At 50.5% G+C, this 20,705-nt stretch carries 18 protein-coding genes and 1 other RNA gene; 4 read left to right on the top strand and 15 right to left on the bottom strand.

All coding sequences use genetic code 11. The features are described from left to right. Positions 1-63: 63 nt before the first annotated feature. The 11 genes from Q0J41_RS06885 to Q0J41_RS06835 form a co-directional block, all read right to left on the bottom strand. Positions 64-3,255 carry a carbamoyl phosphate synthase large subunit gene (locus Q0J41_RS06885; RefSeq protein ID WP_296227689.1) on the bottom strand — a complete coding sequence of 1,064 codons (3,192 nt, stop codon included), beginning with the start codon at positions 3,253-3,255 and terminating at the stop codon, positions 64-66. Next, entirely contained in the window at positions 3,255-4,310 is a 1,056-nt protein-coding gene (locus Q0J41_RS06880) for a carbamoyl phosphate synthase small subunit (protein ID WP_296227687.1), read from the bottom strand. Before Q0J41_RS06880 ends, Q0J41_RS06885 begins: the two co-directional genes overlap by 1 nt. Before the next feature lies 1 nt (position 4,311). Further along, on the bottom strand, positions 4,312-5,226 hold the full coding sequence (locus Q0J41_RS06875; protein WP_296227685.1) for an RluA family pseudouridine synthase: 915 nt from the start codon (positions 5,224-5,226) through the stop codon (positions 4,312-4,314). Between the two features lies 1 nt (position 5,227). Further along, the gene (lspA, locus tag Q0J41_RS06870) at positions 5,228-5,680 is read right to left on the bottom strand and encodes a signal peptidase II (protein ID WP_296227683.1); all 453 of its coding nucleotides are present in this window, start codon (positions 5,678-5,680) and stop codon (positions 5,228-5,230) included. A gap of 11 nt (positions 5,681-5,691) precedes the next feature. Then, a complete protein-coding gene (locus tag Q0J41_RS06865) occupies positions 5,692-7,371 on the bottom strand; it encodes a formate--tetrahydrofolate ligase (protein WP_296227680.1) in 1,680 nt (559 codons plus the stop codon). Beyond that, positions 7,364-7,720, bottom strand: a complete 357-nt coding sequence (locus tag Q0J41_RS06860) for a hypothetical protein (RefSeq protein WP_296227679.1) — start codon at positions 7,718-7,720, stop codon at positions 7,364-7,366. Before Q0J41_RS06860 ends, Q0J41_RS06865 begins: the two co-directional genes overlap by 8 nt. A gap of 132 nt (positions 7,721-7,852) precedes the next feature. Continuing rightward, positions 7,853-9,100 carry a metallophosphoesterase gene (locus tag Q0J41_RS06855; RefSeq protein ID WP_296227677.1) on the bottom strand — a complete coding sequence of 416 codons (1,248 nt, stop codon included), beginning with the start codon at positions 9,098-9,100 and terminating at the stop codon, positions 7,853-7,855. Between the two features lie 18 nt (positions 9,101-9,118). Next, positions 9,119-10,243, bottom strand: a complete 1,125-nt coding sequence (locus tag Q0J41_RS06850; protein ID WP_296227675.1) for a class I SAM-dependent RNA methyltransferase — start codon at positions 10,241-10,243, stop codon at positions 9,119-9,121. 128 nt (positions 10,244-10,371) lie between these two features. Then, positions 10,372-10,731, bottom strand: an RNA gene (gene rnpB, locus Q0J41_RS06845) — RNase P RNA component class B. A 29-nt stretch (positions 10,732-10,760) separates the two neighbouring features. After that, positions 10,761-11,228: a DivIVA domain-containing protein gene (locus Q0J41_RS06840; RefSeq protein ID WP_296227671.1), complete on the bottom strand. Its 468-nt coding sequence runs from the start codon at positions 11,226-11,228 to the stop codon at positions 10,761-10,763. 84 nt (positions 11,229-11,312) lie between these two features. After that, entirely contained in the window at positions 11,313-11,873 is a 561-nt protein-coding gene (locus tag Q0J41_RS06835) for a DUF1273 domain-containing protein (protein WP_296227668.1), read from the bottom strand. A 160-nt stretch (positions 11,874-12,033) separates the two neighbouring features. Between Q0J41_RS06835 and recU the strand changes: the two genes are divergently transcribed. The 4 genes from recU (at position 12,034) to Q0J41_RS06815 (ending at position 18,086) form a co-directional block, all read left to right on the top strand. Beyond that, positions 12,034-12,666 carry a Holliday junction resolvase RecU gene (gene recU / locus Q0J41_RS06830; protein ID WP_296227667.1) on the top strand — a complete coding sequence of 211 codons (633 nt, stop codon included), beginning with the start codon at positions 12,034-12,036 and terminating at the stop codon, positions 12,664-12,666. Next, on the top strand, positions 12,653-14,962 hold the full coding sequence (locus Q0J41_RS06825) for a transglycosylase domain-containing protein (RefSeq protein WP_296227665.1): 2,310 nt from the start codon (positions 12,653-12,655) through the stop codon (positions 14,960-14,962). Before recU ends, Q0J41_RS06825 begins: the two co-directional genes overlap by 14 nt. A gap of 145 nt (positions 14,963-15,107) precedes the next feature. Then, positions 15,108-17,036, top strand: a complete 1,929-nt coding sequence (locus Q0J41_RS06820) for a S9 family peptidase (protein ID WP_296227663.1) — start codon at positions 15,108-15,110, stop codon at positions 17,034-17,036. 48 nt (positions 17,037-17,084) lie between these two features. Then, entirely contained in the window at positions 17,085-18,086 is a 1,002-nt protein-coding gene (locus Q0J41_RS06815; protein WP_296227660.1) for a D-2-hydroxyacid dehydrogenase, read from the top strand. Positions 18,087-18,174: 88 nt separating this feature from the next. Here Q0J41_RS06815 and Q0J41_RS06810 read toward each other — a convergent pair whose 3' ends face one another. The 4 genes from Q0J41_RS06810 to Q0J41_RS06795 form a co-directional block, all read right to left on the bottom strand. Continuing rightward, a complete protein-coding gene (locus Q0J41_RS06810) occupies positions 18,175-18,978 on the bottom strand; it encodes an HAD family hydrolase (RefSeq protein WP_296227658.1) in 804 nt (267 codons plus the stop codon). Between the two features lie 34 nt (positions 18,979-19,012). Next, complete coding sequence (gene nth, locus Q0J41_RS06805) at positions 19,013-19,642, bottom strand: endonuclease III (RefSeq protein ID WP_296227655.1); 630 nt, start codon at positions 19,640-19,642, stop codon at positions 19,013-19,015. Between the two features lie 21 nt (positions 19,643-19,663). Continuing rightward, on the bottom strand, positions 19,664-20,311 hold the full coding sequence (locus tag Q0J41_RS06800) for a DnaD domain protein (protein ID WP_296227653.1): 648 nt from the start codon (positions 20,309-20,311) through the stop codon (positions 19,664-19,666). Between the two features lie 89 nt (positions 20,312-20,400). After that, a partial coding sequence (locus tag Q0J41_RS06795; RefSeq protein ID WP_296227650.1) for an amino acid--tRNA ligase-related protein occupies positions 20,401-20,705 on the bottom strand: 305 nt, incomplete at its 5' end.

The raw sequence follows: 20,705 nt of genomic DNA, 5'->3' as shown, positions 1-20,705 counted from the left end.
AGGATAAAAAATATAAATAAATTTGATTTAGATTAAAAAGTTCTGCCTTGAGTATAACATCTTTCAAATTGGCTGGGTAGTCAAGGCCAGCGATTCCAGCACATCCAGAATCAGCTGGACTGTCTCCAGGCTGGAGAAAACCGGAATATGGGTATTCAGAGCCTGGTCCTTGATCTTGATTGAGTCTTCCACTGCCGAGTCTGACAGGTTGACGACATTGACCACCATTACGATCCGGTGGGTCCGGATTCTTTCCAAAAGGTTTCTTGATCCCTCCTGGATCTTGGCGATAACCCCGGTCGTAATCCCCGCCTCGGCCAGAATATTGGCCGTCCCTTCCGTAGCCGTGATCTTGAAGCCCAGGCGGGCAAAGCGCTTGGCCAGGTTGGCTACTTCCTGCTTTTCTTCATCGCTGACTGAGAAGAAAATCGTCCCATAACTTGGTATATGCAAGTCGCTGGCCTCATAGCCCTTGTAAAGGGCCTTGGCCAGGCGGCTGTCTCTGCCCATCACTGCGTCAGAGGACTTCATCCTGGAGTCAAAAGTATTGTCTGAGCTGTAATTGAGGTAGGAGAAGACTGGCATCTTCACGTGGATGAACTCGTCAACCGGCCAGACCTCGTTCGGGTAGCCTAAATCAGCAATCTTTCTGCCCGCTAAGACCTTAACCGCGTATTCGACCAGGTCCTTGTTCATGGACTTGGACAAGAAGGCCAGATTATGACCAGCATAAGTCTTGATCTGAAGCAGGTAGATTTCCCTGCCCTTGAGCAAAAAGTGCAGGTTGAAGATCCCTCTGATCTTGAAGCTGCGGATCAGCTTGATCGTTTCCTCTTTCAGCTTTTCAGCATGTTCCTTGCTTAAATACTGGGGGCCAAAAACCGCGATGGAGTCTGAGGCGTGTGACCCGGACTGCTCTAAGTGCTCGACGATCCCTGGAATTGTCACGTCTTCCCCGTCCGTGATCGCTGTAATCTCATACTTCATCCCCGAGATAAACTGTGAAATCGTATAGTCATCGACCTGGTTTTCCCGGAAGTATTTCTCCAGGGCTGGTTGGTCATAGACCACAGCCGACTTTTGCTTGCTCTTTTGGTGGAAGCCCCCGACCAAGACCGGGTAACCTACCTGGGCGACAAAGGCTAAAACTGCCTGGTAATCAGTCGTTGCCAAATACGGCACCCGTTTAACGTCAGAAATCTTGGCCGTCTCCAAGTGACTGATTGGCAAAAGGCGGTCGATGTCGTGCTGGCCAAAAATCTTCAAGCCGTGGTTCATCAAAGGCTGCCGCAAAGCTGACACCTGCTTGCCGGAGAACTGGGTAACCACGTCCGTGATCCCCTCTTCTTCACAGATGGTGATGATGCTGTCCAGGTTAATCGGTTCAAAATAGACCCGGTCTGCCAGGTGGTAGTCCATCGAAGCCGATTCAGCGTTGTTGGATAAAAGGACCGTCTCATAGCCTTCTTTTTTCAAGGCAGCCAGGGCATGGTAGAGCATGTAGTCAAATTCACTGGTTACCGAGACTTGGAAAGGCGGCATCCCCAACAAAAGAACCTTCTTCTTCTCCAGATCCTTGGCAAATTCCAATTCGCTTTCGACCTCGTAGCTCTGGTAGTAAACCTTGACTTTCGGCTGGTAGACTCCGGCACTGTCATCAATGGCTGAGAATGACGGCCGGTCACCATTTTCATTGAGCAGAGGGAAAATATCATGGACGTCCATCTTGGTCAATTTAGCCAAAAGGTCGCTGGAGAAGCCCCGGATCTTGGCCTTTAAAAGGATGTCATGGTCTAATTCACCAGCGTGGGCAATATCTCTGCCGATCTTGACCAGGTAGCGCAGCTTCTGGTAGTAGACTGGATGAATATTAAAGACGCTGCTCAGGGCCTGGTAGTCAATCTCCTGGCTAAGGGCCGCCAGCAGCTGGACCAGGTGCATTTCATTAGGGTGACGGAGATCATCCAAGATCACCTCGTCGCTCTTTCCCCTTTCCTTGACAAAAGCCGACCAGAGGACTTCCAGGTCGTTGCTGGAAATCAGGGCCTTGAAAAAGGCACTTTCAAAATTCCGCCCGATCCCGACCGCTTCCCCGGTTGACTGGGTATGCTTGCCTAGTTGGTAGTGGTTATAGCCAGTCTTGGCAAAGGACCAGTAAGGGATCTTGATGCTGACGGTGTCAGAGACCGGTTCAATGGCCGCGCACAGGCCGGTAGCCGGGTCAGTAACTTCATTTAGCCGCATCCCGATTGCCAGCTTGGCCAAGACATAGCCGATTGAATACAAGCTAGTCTTTTGGTCCAAGACCGCCGTTCTGGTCAAGCGGGGCTTTACGGCCAAGAGCTTATAGATCATTTCCGTGTCCCGGTGGCTGATGGCGAAGTGGACGCTCAAAAAGCCAACCAGCTGCAACTTGTCCGCGATCTTGCCAGCTTCCGCCCGCAAGACCTGGATCTGGTCATTGTTCATGGTCAAGAGCGGCTTGATCAAGACCGAGTCGCCTGAGTCGATCCCGACCGGTTCCAAAGACCCAGTCGCCCCGACAAAGCAGAGATTGCCATCTTCGTCACGAAGCAGGTCCAAGATGACTTCCTCACAATTAGACAAGTCCTCCGTCATCCGGTAGCTGGCCGGACGGAAGTCCCGGTCCTGGCTCTCCTGGCGCAGGTACTGGGCCAAATCCCGACTGCTCTTGAAAGAAATGTGGTCATCGCGTTCAAAGTAGTATTTCTTGGTCAAAAGAATCGGGAAAGAGAGCTTGTTTTCCAGCTGCTCTTTCAGGTGCTCATCGTATTTGAGTCCCAAGCTCTCTAAAAACCAGGTCTGCCCGACTGGCAGATGATTGGTTTCTAAAAAGCGGGTCCGCTTCTGTGGATTTGCCATGGAGATGGCCTTTTCATTGATTGTCAACAGCCGGATCCCCATCTGGTGGAGAATCCCGTCAGCCTGCAGCTTTTTGGTCACGTCCAAGGCCATCAAAGAGCCGAAAGCCGTCATGATCGCGTCGGGTTCTTCCATCCGGAGAATCCGCTTCAAGAAGTCCAAAGTCATCGGCTCCAGATAAACGGTCAAGCCCGGCAAGGGGTCGGTTGACACGCTAGCTGGATTGGGGTTGACCAGGACCACCTGGATGTTCTCTTCTAAAAGGGCCTCAATAGCGCTCTTGGTCAAAAGGTCCGTATTGGCCACATTACCCACCAGGGCTGAGCCGGCACCGATAATCAAGATTTTATTTAAATCATTTTCGCGTGGCATTATTTCACCAGTTTCAAAAAGTCGTCAAAAATCACCTGGGCATCTTCCGTCCCTGGGGCTCCTTCCGGGTTGAAGGCCACCGCCAGCAGCTGCAGCTTGTCATTGCTGAAGCCAGCCAGAAGCTCATTGTGCAGATCGAAATACTCTTCATTAAAAGTCATGGCCGTGTCATCCGGCAAAACCAGCTGGCCAATATTCATGGCCGTCTGCCAGATCTGTCCGCTGCTCTGCCCGATCACCGGGAAATTGGTCCCGTTCTGGTACTGGGGCAGGTCAACCAGGCTGAGGTCCAGGTAGGCTGAAATCGCCAAAAAGCCCAGGCCGATCCCCAGGATCGGCAGCTTGCCCAGATATTCATCTAAAATCTGCCGCAAATATGGCAAAACTTCTTTGGCCTGGCTGGGGCCGTTAGAAATGATGATCCCGTCCGGCCGCAGGCTCTTGATGTCGCGGACAGTCGCGTTATATGGCAGAACGTTGGCATTGACCTGTCTTAATGACAGTTCCCGGAGCATCGAGTGCTTGAGGCCCAGGTCGATAATGGCAATCGTCTTGCCGACATTTGGCGCGGCGTAGGCGTTCTTGGTGGAAACCAAGGAGCTCTTGTTTTTCGGCAAAACCAGGGCTCTGATCTGATCAAAAGCGTGTTCATCATTGGTATCCATGATTGAGGCCTTTAAAGGGCCCAGATTCTGCAGTTTTCTGACCAGGGCCCGGGTATCAACGTTAAAAATTGCCGGCACCCCTTTTTCCTTTAAAAAGTCGCCCAAAGACTGAAACGTGTCATTGTCGGTAATGTTCAAGGCAATGTCGTTGGCAATAACTCCTTTGACACTAGGCTGAATGCTTTCGTAGTCAACGGCGTTGATCCCGTTGCTTCCAATCATCGGAGTAGTAAAAACAATGATCTTGCCCGCGTTTGACGGGTCGGTTAAAACTTCCTGGTAGCCATAGTTACTGGTCTGGATCGCCAATTCGCCCGTGGCGGTGATCATGGCCCCGATGCCATCGCCGGCATAAGAGCTGCCATCTTCAAGAATAAGGTAACGTTTCATCCTACTTCACCCGCTTCTTTCGCAAGTCTGCAACCGTCTGCTGGAAAATTTCCGGCGGCTGGACGGAGAATTCCAGCCACTCTCCTGTCCTTGGCTGCTCAAAGCCCAGGGTCTTGGCATGTAAGAACTGGCCGTGGCCGGGCAGGGTCTTTCTCGGCCCATACAAAGGGTCGCCTGCTAAAGGGTGGCCAATATAGGCCATATGGACCCGGATCTGGTGGGTCCGGCCGGTTTCCAGCTGGCATTCAACCAGGCTGTAGCCCTGGTATTGCTCTAAAACCTTAAAGTGGGTCACCGCGCTCTTGCCCTTTTCAACCACCGCCATCTGTTTGCGGTCCTTGGGATTGCGGCCGATCGGAGCGTCAATTGTCCCCTCTTCTTCCGCAAAATTGCCATGGACGATGGCCAGGTATTGGCGCTTGTTGGACTTGGTGGCCAGCTGCTTTTCTAGTGATTCCCGGGCAGCCGCGTTTTTGGCCACCATCAAGAGGCCCGAGGTGTCCTTGTCGATCCGGTGAACGATCCCTGGTCTGAAGCCTTCCGGACTGTCGGCCAGATCCCTGGTGTGGTAGAGCAAGGCGTTAACCAAAGTGTGGCTGGGGTGGCCGGCGGCCGGGTGAACCACCATCCCCTGCGGTTTGTTAACCACGATGACGTCTTCGTCTTCATAGACAATGTCCAGGGGGATATTTTCTGCTTCAAGCGCCAATGGCTCTAACGGCAAAACGGTGACCTGGATCAGGTCACCTTTCTGCACTTTATATGAAACTTTGCTCTTTTTGCCATTAACCAGGACTTTCCCGGCTTGGACCAATTCCTTGATCCGGCTTCTGGACAGGTCAGTCATCTTCTCTGCCAGATACTTGTCCAGCCGCTGGCCGCTTTCTTCCGCGGTCAGTTCATACTCACGGTTCATCCTAGCCCTCCCTTTCAATGAATAACAGATAGCTGAAGATCAGAATCACGCCAACGGTAATGGCAGCATCAGCCAGGTTGAAGATATTGAACTGCACAAAGTCCAGCTGAATCATGTCGATGACAGACTTCAAATGCAGGCGGTCAATCAAATTGCCGATGATCCCGCCCAAAACCAGAACCAGGCCCGACTTGAACATCCAGTGGCTGTACTTCTTGTTGAAGTAGTAGTAAAGCACTACGGCAATGGCTACAGCGCTGACTACGTAAAAGAACCACATTTTGCCGGACAAGATGTTCCAGGCCGCCCCGTTATTCTGAATATAGGTAAAGGAGAACAGCCCCGGCATCACGTCGTGGACTTCGCCCAAACGGTAATTTGTGACAATATAATACTTCAAAGCTTGATCAGCTGCCGCAATCAAGGCAGCGATCACTAATCCAACTATCTGCATAATTCTCTTTTCTAGAACAAACCGCTGATCTTGCCGGTTTCGTCCACATCAATATCCAAGGCAGCCGGGTGCTTTGGCAAGCCTGGCATGTCCAGAATGTGGCCAGTTGAAACGACCACGAAGCCGGCCCCGTTGCGGAGGCTCAAGCCCTTGACATGCAAAGTAAAGCCGGTAGGAGCTCCCAATTCCTTGACATTGTCAGTAAAGCTGTACTGGGTTTTGGCAATGATGACTGGCAGCTTGTCCTTGCCCATCTTCTTCAATTTTTCAAGCTGGTCCTTGGCCTTGTCCGTGTATTCCACGTCAGCAGCGTGGTAGACCCGCTTGGCTACCTTTTCAATCTTGGTTTCCAAGTCGTCATCCAGGTCGTAGCTGCGCTTGATTTCGTAGTCGCTCTTGTCGGCCAGTTCAACGATTTTCTCAGCCGCTGCCTTAGCCCCCTTGGAGCCTTCATCATGGGCAGTCACGATTTCGCATGGGAAGCCTTGTTCTTCAATCAATGACTTGAGCAGGTCAAGTTCTGCTTCAGTGTCAGTTGGGAACTTGTTAATAACCACCAAAACTGGAATATTATATGAACGGACATTGTTCATGTGCCGGTCCAGGTTAGCAAAACCTTCCTTTAATGAGTCCAGGTTTTCCTCCTTCAAATGGTCGGTTGACTTTTCAGCCTGGTACTTCAAGGCCCGGACAGTCGCAACAACAACGGCGGCATCTGGCTTCTTCTCCAGCTTGGTGGAAACGAAGTCCAGGAACTTTTGCCCGCCAAGGTCTGAACCAAAGCCGGCTTCACTTAAAACGTAGTCGCTGAGGTGCAGAGCCAGGTTGGTTGACAGGATGGAGTTGTTGCCGTGGGCAATGTTGGCGAAAGGTCCGCCGTGCACGAAAGCTGGAGTATGTTCCAAAGTTTGAACCAGATTTGGCTTCAGGGCCGTTGACAAAAGGGCCGCGATGGCGCCTTGGAAGCCCAGCTCCTTGACAAAGACGGGTTCATCCTCGTAAGTGTAGCCAACCAGAATCTGACCGATTCTTTCCTTTAAGTCGGCAATGTCTTTGGACAGGCAGAGAATAGCCATGAGTTCGTGACCCACAGTCAGCTGGAAGCTGGCCGGACGCTCTACCCCGTTGAACTTGGATCCTTGGCCAATCGTTACCTTGCGTAAGGTCCGATCGTTAACGTCCAGACCGCGCTTAATGACGATCTTTTCCGGGTCCAGGCCCAGTTCGTTGCCTTGGTAGATGTAGTTATCAACCAGGGCTGACAGGTTGTCGATGGCTGAAGTCAAGGCATGCATGTCTCCGGTAAAGTGGAGGTTGATGTCTTCCATTGGAATGACTTGGGCATAGCCGCCGCCGGCAGCCCCGCCCTTCATCCCGAAGACTGGCCCCATAGATGGTTCTCTTAAGGCAATCACCGTCTTCTTGCCTAATTGGTTGTTGATGGCATCCCCGATCCCAATCGTCATCGTGGACTTGCCTTCCCCGGATGGAGTTGGTGAAATTGAAGTCACCAAGATCAACTTGCCCAGGTGGCCGTTTTCTTCACTGCGCTTGATTGCCTGCCAGTTGACCTTGGCCTTGTCGTAGCCGTATGGTTCAAGGTCCTGGCTGGTCAAGCCCAGCTTGGCCGCAATGTCGGTAATAGGCAATTCTTCTGCTGCTTGCGCAATTTCGATATCTGATTTAACCATTTCTGTCACGCTTTCTCTTATAAACAAGATAATCAATGCTTTGATGCTTGGAAACCCGCGCCCGGTAGACTTCAAAGCCACGCCAACTAGTCACCAATTCTGGTTTTTTCTCCAGGACGAACTCCTTCTGGTAAGGCAGACGCAGGCGCGTCTGACTGTCAAAAGAAATGTAGGACTTTTTCCATGTAAAAACAAGCAGGAGCAGAAAGATGGTGCCGGTTATCACAGTCGGCGGGTTGATGAACTGGCTGCCTTCCAGACAAAAGATCACAGTCAGAAAAAGCACCAGCAAGAGCCAGCTGTAATAAATGACGCCAAGGTCTCCTAAAAAGATCAAATGTTTTTTCATGAAAAACTCCTTGTCACTAGATATCTAGATTATAGCAAAAAAGTAGGGAAATACCGAGAAATACGAAAAATATTTTTACTATTGTTTTTAATATTCGGCAATCTAGTTATAGTTAGGACTTTAACAAAAAATCTAAAAATAACGATCGGCTTTTCGCCAGGATAAATCCAGTCTTTGACTCGACTGGGTGCTCTCGTAAAGGGAGCTGATGTAACTTTTCATGCTGGGCATGGCCACTAGTAAAGTTCGGTAAGCGCTTGATCTATAAATTTCCGCGACCTCTTCTTCGCTCTTATAGCTTTGCCCGGTGAAAAAGTCCCAGTGCATCTTTTTGAGCATTTCCGCGGCTTCCGGCAGGTCAGCTGCTGCTCCTTTCAAGAAGTGCTGACGAAGCAACAGGTCATTGCTTTGGTCAAAAACTTCTTTCAGATAAGTGTGAAAATTGTTGAAGGGAGCACATGCTTTCTCTTCAGCTGTCAAAAAATTGTCAATATCAAAGGACTGCCGCTGGTAGCTGAGGGAATTATCAGTCAGCTCAACCATTCCATAACCCTGGTCGCTTTCCGCGAAGCAGGATGAAACAACCTCGGGAACCGGAACCCAGCCGGACATGATGTGCTGGGCATGAATATGGCCGGAAAAAGCGCAGCGGACCGGGTACTGACTGAGCAGCTGGACAATTTCGCCAGCATTGTTCAGTTTAAAGCCGTCATGAACCACAGAATTATGGCTGTAGAGATTGTGGTGCATGAAAAAGAGGACATCTTGTCCCATTCTTTTAGCCTCATCTAACTCTTGGCTCAGCCAGCGTCTTTCCCCATCATCAATCGCCCCGCTGGTCATGGGGTGAGTGTAAGAAAACTGGCTGCTATAGAGGTTGGAATCCAGCAATAATAGCCGCCAGTGCCGGTTCAAGTTGACTGAATATGATAAAGAGCCTGGCTCTTGGCTTGCGGCTAAGTCATAGCTGGCGGAAAAAATCTCCTTCCAGTCAGCCGGTGAAATCTGCTCTACTCGTCTTTCCTCACTGCCACTAAAACTTCTGGCCCAGCCGTCATAGATGTCATGGTTGCCCGGAATAGGCAGCAAAGCAATGCCAGCTTTTTTTAAAGGGGCAAAAATCTCTCCCAGCCTTTCCGCTGACCGCTTAGCCCCGTTAAAGGTCAAGTCCCCGGTAATAATCAAGGCTGCCGGCTTGGCCCTGACAACTTTTCTGACAAAAGCCCTAAGAGCCAGGTCCTGGTAGGCAATGTCCTTGCCAGCGCTGGTTTGCCGCATCTCTTCAAACCTAGCGCCAAAATCATGCAAGTCATCGGCAATTAAGTGCGGGTCTGAGATCAGCCAGAAGTCTGGCTGTTCACTATCCGTAATCGTCTTCATCAGCTTATCTCTTTATCATTACTTGCGCTTGGACCAGAACTGGTAGTAGTCAACCCGGAGGTTACCGTTGTAGAGCTTGCGCTTCTTGCTGGCCTTTTGCCCGAAACACTTTTCAAAATCCGGGTCAGCCGTTAAATAGTACTGACTGAAAGAAGTCAGCGGCCGCAAGACTTCTCCCATCTGCCGGTAAAGCTCTTCTGCCCCCTGCTTGTCTTTCAAACGTTTGCCGTATGGCGGGTTGGAAACAATGACCCCGTTTTCCAGGTCAGTGGTAAAGTCTTTAACGGCAACCTGCTTGAAGCGGATATCTTGCAAAACGCCGGCATTGTGGGCGTTCAGCTTGGCTACTTCCAGAATCGACTGGTCAATATCGCTGGCCCAGATTGGCGCTTCTACTGTCTTAACCTGGCTCTTGGCTTCTTCCAAGAGCTCTTCATGTAGGCTTGGGTCAAACCAGTCAAAGTCGTCAAAAGCAAACTTCCGCCAAGTACCTGGAGCAATATTGCGGGCAATCAAGGCTGCTTCGATCGGCAGGGTCCCCGACCCGCACATTGGATCAATAAACGGGTGAGTCCCGTTGTATGGAGTCAGCTTGATCAAAGATGCCGCGAAGTTTTCCTTTAAAGGCGCGCCCCCGTGTTCAATCCGGTAGCCCCGCTTGAAAAGACTTTCCCCAGTCGTGTCCAGTGACAGGCGGACAGTATCCTTGTAAATGTGGACGTCCAGCTGGTAAAGACTGCCGCTTTCCGGCAGCTTGCCCCGCCGGTGGTATTGGGCAGCCATCTTGTCAACGATGGCTTTTTTGACAATGGACTGTACGTCCGGCTCAGAGTGCAATTTCGAGCGGACGCTGCGCCCCTTGACTGGGAAAAACGCGTCGACTGGCAAAAGCATGGCCCAGTCAAAGGCGTAAGTTTCATCATACAAGGTTGAGAAGTCTTTTGCCGTAAATTCCTTTAACAGGATCTTGACCCGGTCAGCCGTTCTGAGCCACAAATTGCATCTGACAATATCTTTCTGGCCGCCTTTAAAAAAGACCCGGCCGTTTTCCGTCGTCGTTTCATAGCCCAAGGACTGCAGTTCTTTAGCCACGACGCTTTCAAAACCTGCCCCCATGGTCGCGTATAATTGGTATTCTTCCATCGCTGTCTCCGTTCTTTTCTTTCTGATCTTTATTCTGATTTCTATTCTAATTTTGATATTTGCAGGCTTTTTCCTTAAAAAAGAAAAAGTTGGGCTTCAAACGAAGTCCAACTTTCTGCCTTGCAAATTTCTATAAGCCACGTTCTGTTCCACCAACCGCCGGCTACGGCTGGTTTCAGCAGCCATCTATCTCTACATGATGTAGTCCAACTTTTGGTTCATTTGCCTAAGTTGAGACGCCCCTACCAAATTTTGGGTTACACGCTCGCAGGGTTTACCTCGTTCCACCAAGCCGGTTTCCCGGCTTGCTCCGTCACTGTGGCACTTTCAAGATATTCACGCATGGCTAGGCTTTAGCGCTTTCTCTGCCGTGAGGCCAAGGCCTCCTCCAGCTTATTGGGCTGAATACGATCACTACGGGCATCGCAGCCCGTGCGTGCGTGGACTTTCCTCAGCCGGCTCAAGGCCGGCCGCGACTGCTCAAAATTTGCAACGTTATTATTATAGCAAACTTTCTTTACTTTTGTAAGTCCTGAATTCCGTAAACTCTTTGTTCCAGATTGTAGACTTTCCGCTCCAGAGTTGAAAGTCTTTGAATGATTGCCATATTAGTTGAAATTTCGCCGCTAGTATTGCTGCTGTTATCCAAAGCAAAGTCTGCCCGCTGCCTCTGAGAGCTTGGTACGTAGGTCTTGACGTCTTCCTCCTCGCTTTCAGTAGTTGCTGATGCCGGTACAGCTGCTGGGATTTCCTTGACAGCCTGTTCTTCTTGCTTGACCCGCTTCTCAGCGTCGATTACCTGCCCCTGCAGTTCACCAATCCGGCCGTAAAGGTCTTCAATGATGTCCTGGAAGGTTTCATAGTCGGAAATGATTTGGTCCAGGTAAGAATCAACCTCATCTGGATCATAGCCCTTGACCTTGCTTCTGAACTGCTTCTTCAAAATGTCCTGCGCGGACAGCTTAATATCGTTTAAATCTGCCATTAACTCTTGACTCCTTTATACTAAAGTCATTTTATCAAAAAGCGCCCCCATAAAAAAGAAAGAAAGAGTTAAAATTGTTAAAATTTACCATTCCCTTTGATTTTCTTCATAATCCCTGGCGGCCTGCTCCAGGTCATAATAATCGAGCAAATCCAGCTGGTAGTCATCCCGCTTTTCCAGGTATTTTTCGATCATCTCGTAATCATACTTGCTCTTGCCCGGGTATTCCGGGTCATAGACAAAAAGGGCCCGGTCAGTGTGCTGGAACATAAAATGCTGGTATTCCCGGAATTGCCGGCCGCCCTGGTAGGGGCCTTTTGAAGTTGCGGACCAGAAGTCCGCTTGATTTTTCAAATTCTGCAGCTTGAGCTGGTTGTTTTCGCTCCAGCGGCTGCCAAAGTCCAGATAAGGCAGCATCACTGCCAGGCGCAGGTTATAGTCCTGCCTTAGTTCCAGGGCCACTTCCGCGCTCCACTGCTCAACGCCCAGGTTAGCGCCAGTGATGACCCAGTCCAATTGCCCTTCTTCCAGCAGGTTGGTCAGGCGCTGCTTGATGGCATACTTGATCACCGTGATTTTTGGATCCTTGTCGCCAAAAGTTCCCAGTTCATAGCTCCGGTAGCCGCTGATCCAAATTCGCTGCATGCAAATTCCTCCCTTAATTTTTTTGCTTTGCCAGTTCCTCAAAAACATTGTAACATTAACCGCAAAAGCAGGAATGATCTAGCTTCAAAGACAGCTTGCAAATAATCTGATTAGGTTTCTCAAGTTTTTATTGTTATAATGACTTCCAGGAGTGAACTTTATGGTCAAATACCCAACTGGATCTGTCATGCCCCTTAGGGCAGCCCAGCGGCAAGGAGAAAAGGCCCTGCTTAAAAAGGCAAGCTTTTCTGACCGCGGGATGACCCTGGAGCAGCAGATCAATGAATCAAACCAGTACTACCTTGACGCGGGCATCGCGGTCGTTCACAAGAAGCCGACCCCGATTCAGATCGTCAAGGTCGACTATCCAAAAAGATCGCGGGCCGTCATCCGTGAGGCCTACTTTCGTCAGGCCTCAACGACTGACTACAACGGCGTCTATCAAGGCTACTACCTTGATTTTGAAGCCAAGGAGACGCGCAACAAAACTTCTTTTCCTTTAAAGAACTTTCATGAGCACCAGATCCTGCACCTTGAGCAGTGTTTGGACCAGGAGGGGATTTGTTTTGCCCTTATCGGCTTCATGACCCTGGAGCGCTACTTTGTCACCCCTGCATCTTTTTTGATTCAAGCTTGGCAAAACTGGCAGGCTGCCGGCAAGAGTTCCATGACTCTTGCTGAAATCGAAGCTAACTCCTTTGAAATTAAAAGCGGATTCCGGCCAGCCCTGCCCTATATAGAGGCGGTCGACCGGATCATTGCGGATAGGAAACAAGAACATGGCAACAAATAGTCCAGAGCAAAAGAACACGCGGATGGCCCGCCTGCACGCCAATGACGGCGCCAAGAAGGCCCGGCCCGTTCTGCGGGTAATTAAATGGCTTTTTCTGCTCTTTTTCTTGCTGATCATCTCCGGCGTCGGCGTCTTCGCCTACTATGCCAAAGACGCGCCGAGCATCAGCACCGCCAAGCTGCAAAGCGGCGGCACATCAAGTTTTTACACTACCGACGGCAAGTTTTTAATGTCACTGGGTTCACAGACCCGGGTCTATGCTAAAGACTCGGCTATTCCCCAGACTTTGAAAGACGCGGTCGTCTCTATCGAAGACAAGCGCTTCTACTCTGAAAGTCTGGGGATCGACCCTCTTCGGATCGTGTCGTCTTTCTTGACCAACGTCAAGAGCTCCAGCACCGTGGCCGGCGGGTCCACCATCACCCAGCAGCTGGTCAAATTGACCTGCTTCTCAACCGCCAGCTCCCAGCGGACTCTGTCCAGAAAGGCCCAGGAAGCCTGGCTGTCCATGAAGGTGGAAAGAGAATACAGCAAGGACCAGATCCTGGAATTCTATATCAACAAGGTTTACATGAACTATGGGACCTACGGGATGGGGACTGCAGCCAACTATTACTATGGCAAGTCCCTCAAGCAGCTGGACATGGCCCAGCTGGCCCTTTTGGCCGGGATGCCTAACGCCCCGGTAGCCTACAACCCTTACCTTTACCCAAAGAAGGCTAAGTACCGGCGGGATCTGGTTCTTAAGGCCATGTATGACAACAAGAAGATTACTAAGAAGCAATACCTGACAGCCAAGGCTGAGAACGTACAGAAGGGCCTTAAGAAGCACGCGACCAGCACGGAATCCGAACTGCGCAAGGTCGACGACGCCTACATCAAGGAAGCAATTGCTGAAGTGCAGGCTAACGGCTACGACCCATATAATGACAACCTGAAGATCACCATCAACATTAACCAGGCTGCCCAAAACAAACTTTACTCCCTGGCTAACAGCGGCAGCGTTGCTTTTACCAGCAAGAAGATGCAGATCGGGGCCACGGTCATCAACCCGAAGAACGGACATGTTATCGCCATCCTCGGGGGCCGGAAGTTGCCGTCAGTCCAGCTGGGACTTGACCGGGCAGTCCAGACAGGCCGGTCAACCGGGTCAACGACCAAGCCGGTCTTAGACTACGCTCCGGCAATTCAATACCTCAACTGGGGAACCAGCCACATCCTGCAGGATACCAAGTACACCTACCCGGGCACTAATATCCAGCTTTATGACTGGGACAACACTTACCGGGGGGCAATGAGTATGCGCTATGCCCTGGTTCAGTCCAGAAACGTGCCAGCCGTCAGAGCCTTGAATGAAGTCGGGATTTCCCGGGCCTCGCTTTTTGCCAGAAAATTAGGTGTTAACGTCAGTGCCAATGCTGGTCTTTCAACAGCGATCGGGGCTGACGCCTCTAGCTTGCAGATGGCGGCTGCTTATGGGTCATTCGCGACGATGGGCGTTTACAGAAAGCCGCAATTCGTCTCCAAGATCGAAACGGCTGACGGACAGGTCCGCAAGTATGACTCTGCTGGCAAGCGGGTCATGAAGAAGTCAACTGCCTACATGATCACCGACATGCTCAAGGGCGTCTTCACCAGCGGGACCGGGACCACGGCCAAGGTCAGCGGGATCTACGAGGCCGGTAAGACCGGTACGGTTAAGTACTCTGACTCGGACCTGGTTAAGTACCCAAATTACAGCTCAACGCCAAAAGATTCCTGGTTCGTTGGTTACACCAAGCAGTATTCAATCGGGATCTGGACAGGCTATGATAATTTGAAGGACGGAACAATCTCCGGAGTCGGCCAGTACTCAGCCCAGCTGATCTACAAGTACATGATGTCCTACTTGATGGCTGACGAAGACAGCACAGACTGGGAAAAGCCAGCAACGGTCGTCAAGAAGCGGATTGTCAAGAATACTGAAGACGAAGTAGCCTCTCCTGGCCAGTCCTACACTTGGGAACTCTTTGTCAAGGGGCATTCGCCGACTGACGCTGACTATGTCTCCTCAAGCAGAAATACTTCTACTGCTTCCAGTTCAGCCGTGACTTCCAAAGTCAAATCAAGCTCAAGTTCCAGCTCCTCGAAGAGCAGTTCGAGTTCAAGCAAGAAGTCCTCGTCTTCATCCAGCTCTTCAAGTTCAAGCGCGGTTTCATCAAGCTCGGCAGCTTCTTCCAGCCAGAGCAGCGAGGCGCCGAAGACTGAAGAAAATAAGCAAGACAACAATAATAATGATAAGAAGCAGGATAACTAAGCTGCTGAATTAATAATTTATCGAAAAAGCCAGAGCAACTGATTTCTTCAGGGACCTGGCTTTTTTCTTTGCTAAAATATATGGCAACGGGATAAAAACAAGAATAACTGTCAGCATGACTTACATAAATAGAAAAGAGGAAATCATGGAAGCAATTAAAATCGAAGACTTTCTGCACTATGCCAACCTAGGCAAGCTCAAGGCCAAGGGGCAGAGCTTGGTCTGGGTCAAGGGCCTGCCAGATGCCGGCAAAAAAGACAAGTACCTCTACACCTTAGAGACTTTGAAAGACGGGCAAGTCACTCCGCTCAGCTCCTTTGGCCAGGAAAAAGATTTCGTTTTTCTTGACGAAAACACGGTCTGCTTTGCCGGCAACCGAACCAAGGAAAAGGGCAAGAGCTTTATCTACCAGCTCTCTTTAACTGGCGGTGAAGCAAGAGAAATCGCTGCTTTAGGCGGCGAAGATTTCGCGGTCGAGAATGCTTTGGCTGACGGCCGCCTGCTTTTAAGCCGACGGGTTGACCTGCGCGAAGCTGAGAAAAAGCAGGATCCGGATGAAAAAGACTACGTTGTCTTAGACGAATTCCCCGCTTACTTCAACGGCGACGGCATTATTTCCAAGTTCCGCGACCGCCTCTTTCTTTTTGACCCGGCCAAAAATGAACTGACCGAACTCTTAACAGATGACCCATACTTCAACTTTGACCTCCACTATGTTGATGGCTCCGCTCTCTACTTCACCGGGGATTCTTACACTCAATCCAAGGCCCGCAAGCCCGCCCTCTACCAGCTGGACTTAAACAGCCTGGAATATTCTCAGCTTTTGCCAAAAGAAGAGTGGTCAATTTTTGACATCTGCGTCTTAAAGGGCCAGCTCTACCTGGTGGCTACTGATGAAAAGCGCTACGGGTCGGAAGAAAATCCCCAGTTTTATAAGTATGATCCGGAATTCAAAACTCTTTCTTTAGCCGCGGCTTGGGAAGACTGCTGGGGCGACTGCGTAGACACCGATCTTTGCCTGTTGGACGTGCGGACCAGCCGGGTCTTTGAGGACCGCCTCTACTTCACCACGACTAAGGTCGACCACACGCTTTTGGAATGCTTTGACGGTGAAAAAGTTACTCCTGTCTTTGAATTTCCTTCCATCGAATTCTTCGACTTTACCGAAGACGGCACTTGCTGGTTTACTGGCCCAAATGCCAACGAAACTCAGCAGCTTTACAGCTTTAAAGACGGCCAGCTGACCAAGCACTCCAGCTATAACGAAGTTGCCTTAAAGGACCGCTATATCGCTTCCGCCGTTCAAATTGACTACCAGGATTATGCCGGCAACACTCAGCACGGCTGGGTTCTTTACCCGAAAGATTTTGATGAAAAGCAAAAATACCCGGCCATCCTCGATGTTCACGGCGGGCCAAAGACTGTCTACGGGACGCCATTTTTCCTCGAGATGCAGGTCTGGGCAAGCCAGGGCTACTTTGTCTTCTTTGCCAACATCTACGGATCTGACGGCCAGGGCAACGACTACGCCAACATGCGGGGGCACTGGGGCCAGGAAGACTACGAGGACTTACTGAAGTTTACGGACGCTGTTTTGGCAAAAATCCCGCAAATTGACGCCGGCCGCCTGGGCATCACAGGCGGTTCTTACGGCGGCTACATGACCAACTGGGTGATCGGCCATACTGACCGCTTCAAGGCTGCCGCCAGCCAGCGGTCCATGTCCAACTGGCTGAGCGATGCCTTTATGTCTGACGTCGGTCCTTGGGATGACCTTTACTCCATTGATGCTAAGGATCTGGATGAAAAGCTTGACTACGCCTGGCAGCAATCTCCTTTGAAATATGCAAAAAACGTGACCACGCCGACCTTGTTCATCCACTCTTTGGAAGATTACAGATGCCCTTTGCCGGAAGGGATGCAAATGTTCCGGGCCCTGCTCTACTATGGGGTGGAAAGCAGGATGTGCCTCTTTAAAGGCGAAAACCACGAGCTCTCCAGAAGCGGGCAGCCAAAACACCGGATCCGGCGCTTGCAGGAAATTACTGCCTGGTTTGACCAGCATTTGCGGTAAAATATAAGAGGCAAGAAAACAAAAGGTTATGTAACAAAGGAGTTTTTTATGACTAAAATTGCCATGTATAATGTCAGCCCGATCGAAGTACCTTACATTGAAGACTGGGCTAAGAAAAACGATGTCGAAGTTAAGACGACCGACCAGGCCTTGACTAGCGCGACTGTGAACCTGGCTGAGGGCTGCAGCAGCGTTTCACTCAAGCCCCTTGGCCCGGTTGACGAAGAAATTGTTTACCAAAAATTGAATGAATACGGGGTCAACTGCATCGGCCTCAGAATTGTCGGCTTCAACACCATCAACTTCGACTGGACCAAGAAGTACAACTTGCTGGTCACTAACGTTCCGGTCTACTCACCGCGGGCGATCGCTGAAATGACGGTTACCCAGGCCATGTACCTCTTGCGCAAGATCGGGGAATTCCGCTACCGGATGGACCATGACCATGACTTCACCTGGCCAAGCAACTTGATCAGCAATGAAATCTACAACTTGACTGTCGGCTTGATCGGGGTTGGTCACATCGGCAGCGCCGTGGCGGAAATCTTCTCAGCCATGGGGGCCAAGGTCATCGCTTATGACGTGGCTTACAACCCGGAATTTGAACCATTTTTGACCTACACCGACTTTGACACGGTCTTGAAAGAAGCTGACATCGTCTCCCTCCACACTCCCCTCTTCCCATCAACGGAAAACATGATCGGGGAAAAGCAGCTGAAGGAAATGAAGAAGTCTGCCTACTTGATCAACTGTGCCCGGGGCGAATTAGTCGACACTGAAGCCTTGATCAAGGCCTTGCAGGATGGCGAAATCGCCGGTGCGGGCCTAGACACTTTGGCTGGGGAATCAAGCTACTTTGGCCACGCTGGTCTGACGAACAGCGAAATCCCAGAGGACTACAAGACCCTGGCCAAGATGCCAAACGTTGTCATTACTCCGCACTCAGCCTTCTACACGGAAACTTCCATCCGAAACATGGTGCAGATCTGCTTGAGCGACCAATTGACCATCGCCAAGGGCGGCCGGCCAAGAAACATCGTTAACCTGTAATTTTTACTGAATTGATCAATGCGAAAACACCGGCAGTTTAATTGTTTTAGCCTAGTATATAAAAAAGGCCACCTTCTCCGGCGGCCTTTTACATGCCCAAAACTTCTTTTTCAATCGTGTCAAGCACGCCATTCTCCGCAGCCGGCAGTTTTGTTACAAAGCTGGCTGCTTCCTTGACTTCTTTGCGGGCATTTTTCATCGCGTAGGATTGGCCCGCAAATTTCAGCATTTCAATATCGTTTAGGCCATCACCGAAAGCCATGATTTCCTCAGGCAAGAGACCATAACGGCTGGCGAGCCATTTAAGCGAATTCCCTTTTGACACATTAGGCTGCAGGATATCGATACTGGCGACGCCAGAGTTAAAAATCTGCAGTTTTTCCGCGCAGATTGCCTTAAGCTTCTCCTCAGTTTCGCCCATGCGATCAGTGCCTGGTACAATCACGATTTCAGTGAATTTGTCATCCGGCAAAGGCAGAAAGCTAGTTACATCTAGATTATGAGAGAAATAGAAATCCATTCTTTCGCGAAAAGCCGGGTCAGCCTCCTCCAAGAAATAACAGTACTTGATCCCGCAAAGCATGGCCCGTTTTGCCAGTCCGCTTTCCGCAATTATTTGCATTATTTCTTGGACCATGGACCGGTCAATTTCGTCTGCTTTAATCAGCTGGCCCTTTTCAAAAATTATTGAACCATTCGAGCCGCCAATTGTCATTTCATCCTTCATCGGGAAGAAGTCCGCTACTTGCTGGTACTGGTCTCCCGAAATAGGCAAGACGCGGATGCCTTTTGCCCGCAGCAGGTCAAAATCGCGCGCCCAGCGTTCACGTTCATAAAATCCCTTTTTGGGCATGAAGCTTTCATCCATATCAAAAGCAATCAATTTTATCATGGCTATCTCCCGCAAAATTTTTGCTTTTCCCAGCTTAATCTAAATAACTGTAGGGATCCGGATTCTTGGCCCGGGCGGGCATCTTGTAGCGGCCAAAGAAGATCATGGCATGGTGGGTATGGATCCACTCCTCCTTTGGCAGTAGCTCCTCCAGCCGCTTTTCCACCTGCAAAGGCGTTGCCTTCTCCGGCACGATCTTGAACTTCTTGGCGATCCGGGACACGTGGGTGTCGACCGCGATGGCCGGAATCCCCCAGCCCTCAGCCAAAACGACATTGGCCGTCTTGTTGCCGACCCCGGCTAATTTCACCAGGTCTTCCTTTTTGCCCGGCACTTGGCCGCCGTATTCAGCAACCAGGGTCTGGGCCATTTCCTTGAGGTGCTTGGCTTTAGAATGATAGAGGCCCAGGTGGGAAATATCCACCTCGATTTCCTCCTGGCTGGCCGCCGCCATGGCTTTCGGGGTCGGAAAGTCCACAAAGAGCTGGGGGGTCACCTTGTTAACCATCTTGTCTGTCGTCTGGGCACTGAGTAGGACCGCACACAAAAGCTGGAAGCGGTTATCCCAGTTCAGCTCCCCTTTTGCTTCCGGAAACATGGCGTCGATCCGCTTTAAAACGCTTCTTGCTTCTTCATCACTTAAGAGCCTTTCGTCTTTTTCCATTAAAATCCTCCCAAAAATTTACTAACGGTTTCTCTCTAAATACTGCTGGACCTCGCTGGCAGTCTTTAAATTCATTCTCTCCCAATTCAGCAAAATCCGGTCAACATACTTGAAGCTCATGGCCCGGGACAAGACTGCTTCCCGAAGAGCCAGCTTGATGATCTCCGGGGCGTAGTGGTCTAAATTCAGCCAGTCCTGGATTTCCTCCCGCTCAATCGGGGTCAAGTAGCGACCGAATTCGATCTCAAACTCCCGGGCCAGGTCACTCATTGGATCGTTGTTCAAGCTGTCTTTTGCTTCTGCTAAAACTTCCCCGTTCATGTCCTTGACCTGGACATGCTGGTCCAGATACTGGTCCAGTTTGTCATAGAGCTCATCCAAACTGTAGCGGCTGCTGATCTTCCCGCTGGCGTCCTTTGCCTGCCTAAGTGACAGGCAGCCCTTGTCCAGCAGGCTCTGGATCAAGAGGGTGACGTCACTGACGCTGAAGCTGGTATTGGCCGCAATTTTTTCATTGCTGGGAAAGTAATTTCCCCTTTGAAAAAAAGCTTCCAGCTGCAAGACCAGGGCCAATTCCGCTTCAGTCAAGCCTAGGCGGGCATAGTAGGCAATCAGGCCATTGCTGATGCTGGTCACTCCCAGCTGCCGGTAAAAATTGTAACTTGGCATTCTCTCACGTTCTTTCACAAAAATAAAAGAGTGAGCTAACTCACTCTTTTATTTTAGCTTTTATACTTGTTAAAAAACAACTAATGCGCTTATGGCTGCATTCTGTTGATCATTCTTGGGAATGGAATGGCTTCACGAACGTGGTCCAGCTTGCAGATCCAGGCAATAACCCGTTCAAAGCCCATCCCGAAGCCGGAGTGCGGCACGCTGCCGTACTTTCTCAGGTCCAGGTACCAGGAGTAGTCATCCAGGTTAAGGCCCGCTTCCTCGATTTGTGCCTTCAAGGTGTCGTAGTCAGCTTCACGTTCTGACCCGCCCATGATTTCCCCGTAGCCTTCTGGTGCTTCCACGTCAGCGCAGAGGTAAGTCAATGGGTTTTCCGGGTTCTTCTTCA

The organism is uncultured Lactobacillus sp. (assembly GCF_944327175.1).
In the GTDB taxonomy this organism is placed as follows: domain Bacteria; phylum Bacillota; class Bacilli; order Lactobacillales; family Lactobacillaceae; genus Lactobacillus.
The sequence above is the reverse complement of the archived record's forward strand: the minus strand, read 5'-3'. Positions and strand labels throughout refer to the sequence as shown.